General features: G+C 73.7%; 4 protein-coding genes. 3 read left to right on the top strand and 1 reads right to left on the bottom strand.

The window, feature by feature from the left end; all coding sequences use genetic code 11:
- The first annotated feature begins 18 nt into the window (after window positions 1-18).
- From IH44_RS0138985 to IH44_RS0138975, 3 genes are all read left to right on the top strand, one after another.
- Window positions 19-996, top strand: a complete 978-nt coding sequence (locus tag IH44_RS0138985) for a carbohydrate ABC transporter permease (RefSeq protein WP_030464600.1) — start codon at window positions 19-21, stop codon at window positions 994-996.
- Window positions 993-1,841 (top strand): carbohydrate ABC transporter permease, encoded by an 849-nt coding sequence (locus IH44_RS0138980; protein WP_030464599.1) that lies wholly within the window; start codon window positions 993-995, stop codon window positions 1,839-1,841. Before IH44_RS0138985 ends, IH44_RS0138980 begins: the two co-directional genes overlap by 4 nt.
- A 326-nt stretch (window positions 1,842-2,167) precedes the next feature.
- A complete protein-coding gene (locus tag IH44_RS0138975; RefSeq protein WP_030464598.1) occupies window positions 2,168-4,639 on the top strand; it encodes a glycoside hydrolase family 3 C-terminal domain-containing protein in 2,472 nt (823 codons plus the stop codon).
- An 81-nt stretch (window positions 4,640-4,720) separates the two neighbouring features.
- Here the strand turns inward: IH44_RS0138975 and IH44_RS0138970 are convergent, their stop codons facing one another.
- A complete protein-coding gene (locus IH44_RS0138970; protein ID WP_030464597.1) occupies window positions 4,721-5,221 on the bottom strand; it encodes a peptidylprolyl isomerase in 501 nt (166 codons plus the stop codon).
- Window positions 5,222-5,299 lie beyond the last annotated feature (78 nt).

The raw sequence follows: 5,299 nt of genomic DNA, 5'->3' as shown, positions 1-5,299 counted from the left end.
CGCCCCTGGGAGCTCCCCTTGGCCGCACCCACCGCCGCCGCCCGCGGCGCCCGCGCCCCCGCCCGCCCCGTCGGCCGCCGCCCCGCCGGCCACCGCCGGCACCGGCTCGACCGCACCCTCTCGCCCTACCTGTACCTCTCGCCGTTCTTCCTGGTCTTCGGCGTCTTCGGCCTGTTCCCGATGCTGTACACCGGCTACGTCTCGTTCACCGGCTGGCGGGCCGACCGGCCGGGCAGCGCGGGCGACTGGGTCGGGTTCGAGAACTACCGCAAGCTGCTGGACGACCCGTTCTTCTGGAACGCCGTCAAGAACACCCTGGGCATCGGCGTGCTGGCCACCGTCCCGCAACTGCTGCTCGCCCTCGGCCTGGCCCACCTGCTCAACTACCGGATGCGCGGCCGCACCCTGCTGCGCCTGGGCGTCCTGCTGCCGAACGTCACCTCGGTGGCCGCCGTCACGCTGATCTTCGTCCAGCTGTTCGGCCGCGACTTCGGCCTGGTCAACTGGTTCCTCTCGCTGTTCGGCGTCGACCACGTCGACTGGCAGGCCGGCACCCTCTCCTCCTGGACGGCCATCGCCGCGATCGTCACCTGGCGCTGGACGGGCTACAACGCGCTGCTCTACCTGGCCGCGATGCAGACCGTCCCGTTCGAGCTGTACGAGGCGGCCGCGCTGGACGGGGCGAGCCGCTGGCGGCAGTTCCGCTCCATCACGATCCCGATGCTGCGGCCGACCATCCTGTTCACCGTCATCGTCTCCACCATCGGCGCGCTCCAACTGTTCGGCGAGCCGATGCTGTTCAGCCAGCAGCAGGACCCGACCACCGGCGGCTCCCAGCACCAGTTCCAGACCCTGGCCCTGTACTCGTACAACCAGTTCTGGGGCCGCTTCAAGTACGGCTACGGCGCGGCGATCTCCTGGGCGATGTTCCTGCTGATCGTGCTGGTCGCCGCCGTCAACTTCCTGGCCGCGCGCCGGATGCGAGGTGCCGAATGACCGGCAGGCGTTCCCGTACCACCCGCCAGCTGACCGCCGGACGCGGCGTGTACGCCGTCCTCGGCGCGGCCGTGCTGCTCTCGCTCTTCCCGCTGTACTGGACGCTGGTCGCGGCCTCCCGCACCAACACCGAGATCCACAAGATGCCCCCGGTGCTGCTGCCCGGCGGCCGGCTCTGGCACAACGTCACCCAGGTGTTCGCCCAGACCGACCTGCGCCTGGCCATGCTCAACTCGCTGATCGTGGCCACCACCGTCACCGCCAGCGTGGTCCTCACCAGCACCCTCGGCGGCTTCGCCTTCGCCAAGCTCCGCTTCCCCGGCCGCAACCCGCTGCTCGCCTCGGTGGTCGCCACCATGATGGTCCCCACCCAGCTCGGCATCATCCCGCTCTACATCATGATGGCGAACTGGTTCCACTGGGCCGACCACCTCCAGGCGCTGATCGTCCCGGCCGCCGCCAACGCCTTCGGCCTGTTCTTCATGCGCCAGTACCTGATCGGCGCCGTCCCCGACGAACTCCTCGACGCCGGCCGGATGGACGGCTGCACCACCCGCGGCCTGGTCTGGCACGTCGTGCTGCCCGCCGCCCGCCCCGCGATGAGCGTCCTCGGCATGCTCACCTTCATGGCCGCCTGGAACGACTTCTACTGGCCCAAGGTCGTCATGACCCAGCAGAACCCCACCGTCCAGCTCACCCTCTCCGAACTCGCCAGCGGCTACATCAAGGACTACTCCCTCGTCCTCACCGGCGCCCTGGTCGCCAGCGCGCCCGTCCTCGTCGCCTTCCTCCTGATGGGCCGCCAGATCATCGACGGCATCATGCAAGGAGCCACGAAAGGTTGACCTCCTCCCCGCCCGCGAGTTGGCCGCCACGGCCTCGCGGCCGGGCCGCCGCGCGCGAACGCGGCGGCCGGGACGACTTCCTGCTTCACCGACGACTGCCCGCCCGGGGTGCTCCGTTGAGGTCCTACGCCGTCTCCACAGGCTGCGACCGCCGGTCCGGCGGCCCGAGAAAGCCCGCTTCACGTGAGTGGTCGCCACGACACCCGCGCCAGAACCCGTCACTGACACAGCCGTCGGGGTAGCTCTGCCCACCTGCCCGGCCCCGCTTCGCGGGACTCTCGTCACCCTCCTCGGCCGAAGCCGGGAAGGTCGATCTAAGGACCTCGATGACCCAGCTCTCCATGCCCTCTCAACTCCCCGCCCCCGCCGCCGGATCCGACCACCGGGTGCTCGACCTGGAGCGGAAGGCCCGGCTGGTCTCCGGCGGGGACACCTTCCGGACCAGCGGGGAGCCCGCGCTCGGGATGCGTCCGATCGTCTGCTCGGACGGGCCGGTGGGGGTGCGCGGGGAGCGGTGGGACGAGGCGGACACGGCGCTGCTGCTGCCGTGCGCGACCGCGCTGGCGGCGTCCTGGGACGAGGAACTGGTGCGCCGGATGGGCGCGTTGCTGGCGGCGGAGGCGCGGCGCAAGGGGGTGCACGTGGTGCTGGCGCCGACGTTGAACCTGCACCGCTCGCCGCTCGGGGGGCGCAACTTCGAGTGCTTCTCGGAGGATCCGCTGCTGACCGCCCGGATCGGGGCGGCGTACGTCGCGGGCGTGCAGTCGCTGGGCGTCGCGGCGACGGCCAAGCACTACGTGGCGAACGACTCGGAGACCGAGCGGCTGACGGTGGACGCCCGGGTGGACGAGCGGACGCTGCGCGAGGTGTACCTGGCGCCGTTCGAGGCGGCGGTGCGGGCCGGGGTGTGGGCGGTGATGTCGGCGTACAACCGGGTCAACGGGACGTCGATGGTCGAACACCCGCTGCTGGTCGAGCCGTTGAAGGGCGAGTGGGGCTTCGACGGGCTGGTGGTCTCCGACTGGGGGGCGGTGCACGCGGCGGACGGGCCGGGCGCGGGGGGCTGCGACCTGGCGATGCCGGGGCCGAACCCGGCGTGGGGTCCGGCGCTGGCGGCGGCGGTGCGCGCGGGTCGGGTGCCGGCGGCGGTGCTGGACGACAAGGTGGAGCGGCTGCTGCGGCTCGCGGGCCGGGTCGGCGCGTTCGACCCGCCGCCGCCGGGCGGCCCGGCGCCGGTGCCGGTGGACGCGGCGACCCGGGGCGCGCTGCGGGCGGCCGCGGTGGCGGGCACCGTGCTGCTGCACAACCCGGACCGGTTGCTGCCGCTGGACGGTCCGGCGCTGCGCCGGGTCGCGGTGCTGGGCCCGAACGCGGCGACCGCCCGGGTGCAGGGCGGCGGCAGCGCCTCGGTGTTCCCGGCGGCGCCGGTCTCGCCGCTGGCGGGCCTGCGGGCCGCGCTCGGCCCGTCCGTCGAGGTGGTGCACGCGCCGGGGGTGCGCACCGGTCTGCGGCCGACGCCGCTGGCGGCGGCCGACTGCACGCTGCCGGACGGTTCGGCCCCGGGCGTGCTGGTGCGCTACCTGGCCGCGGACGGCTCCCTGGTGCACGCCGAACACCGTTCCACGGGGCGGGTGTTGGAGCCGGCCGCGGAGGTCGACCTGGCACCGGTGCGCACCGTCGAGGTGGCGGCCCGGTTCACCGCGCCGAGCTCCGGCCGCTGGCGCCTGGGCGTGGTGGGCCTGGGCGCGCTGCGGCTGGAGGCGGACGGCGCGGTGCTGCTGGAGGAGTACGTCGCCCCGCTCTCGGACGACCCGACGTACCTGCACGTGTCGCCCTCGTTCCGGCAGGTGGAGCTGGAGCTGGCGGCGGGCCGGGAGGTGGCGCTGCTGGCCCGGCGGACGGTGGAGTCCGCGCACGGGCGGGTGCTGGTGCTGGCCGCGGACCCGCCGGAGGCGGAGCTGGAACGGGAGTTCGCGCACGCGGTGGAGCTGGCCGCGGCGGCGGACGTGGCGGTGGTGGTGGTCGGCACCACCGACGAGCACGAGAGCGAGGGCTTCGACCGCACCTCGCTGCAACTGCCGGGCCGCCAGGACGAGTTGGTGGCGGCGGTGGCGGCCGCCAACCCGCGCACCGTGGTGGTGGTGAACACCGGCAGCCCGGTCCTGCTGCCCTGGCGCGAACAGGTCGGCGCGGTGCTGACCTGCTGGTTCCCCGGTCAGGAGGGCGGCGACGCGCTGGCCGAGGTGCTGCTCGGCCGCGCCGAACCGGGCGGCCGGCTCCCCACCACCTGGCCGGACGCCGCCGCCGACTGCCCCGTCTACGCCACCGCCCCCGCCGACGGCCGCCTCCCCTACACCGAGGGCCTGCACCTGGGCCACCGCGGCTGGCTGCGCTCCGGCCGCACCCCCGCCTACTGGTTCGGCCACGGCCTGGGCTGGGGCGACTGGCACTACCTGGCCCTCGGCGCCCCCTCGGCCCCGGCCCCGGACGGCTCCCGCACCGTGCGGGTCACCCTGCGCAACGAGGGCCCGCGCCGCTCCCGGGAGACCGTGCAGCTCTACCTCTCCCGCCCCGGCTCCGCCGTGGACCGGCCGGTGCGCTGGCTGGCCGCCTTCGCCACCGCCGAGGCCGGCCCGGGCGAACAGGTCGACGTCGACCTCCGCCTGCCCGCCCGGGCCCTGGCCCACTGGTCCCCCGACCGCCCCGGTTGGGAGACCGAACCGGGCACCTTCGTCCTGCACGCCGGCCCGCACTGCGGCGAACTCCCGCTGGCGGCCGCCCTCCCCGTCGACAGCTGAGCCCCCCTCCCCCGGCCCTGCCCCGACCCCCGCTCCCCCGGGGGCCGGGGCAGTTCCCCTCCCTGCTCTCCTGCTCCCCCGCTACTCCACGACCTCGGCGGAGACCAGCACCACGTCCTCCTTCGGGACGTCCGCGTGCCCGCCCTTGGAGGTGGTGGGCACCGACTTGATCTCGTCCACCACCTCCCGCCCCTCGACGACCTCGCCGAACACCGCGTAGCCCCAGCCCGGGCCGCTCTTCGCGGTGTGGTCGAGGAAGGCGTTGTCCGCCACGTTGACGAAGAACTGCGCGGTGGCCGAGTGCGGGTCCGAGGTCCGGGCCATCGCCACCGTGTACCGGGTGTTCTTCAGCCCGTTGTCGGCCTCGTTCTGGATCGGCGCCCGGGTCTCCTTGCGGCGCAGGCCCGGCTCCATACCGCCGCCCTGCACCATGAAGCCGTCGATGACCCGGTGGAACACGGTGCCGTTGTAGAAGCCGTCCCGCACGTACTGCAGGAAGTTCTCCACCGTCGCCGGGGCCTTCTCGGCGTCCAGCCGGACCACGATGTCGCCGTGATTGGTGCTCAGCTTGACCTTGGACAAGGCAACCTCACTGTCTGTCTGCTCATCGGTACGAAGATCGTCACCCCCCATTGTCGCAGCCCCGCCCCCACCCCGCCC

The organism is Kitasatospora sp. NRRL B-11411, from assembly GCF_000721345.1.
Lineage (GTDB): Bacteria > Actinomycetota > Actinomycetes > Streptomycetales > Streptomycetaceae > Kitasatospora > Kitasatospora cineracea.
The sequence above is the reverse complement of the archived record's forward strand: the minus strand, read 5'-3'. Positions and strand labels throughout refer to the sequence as shown.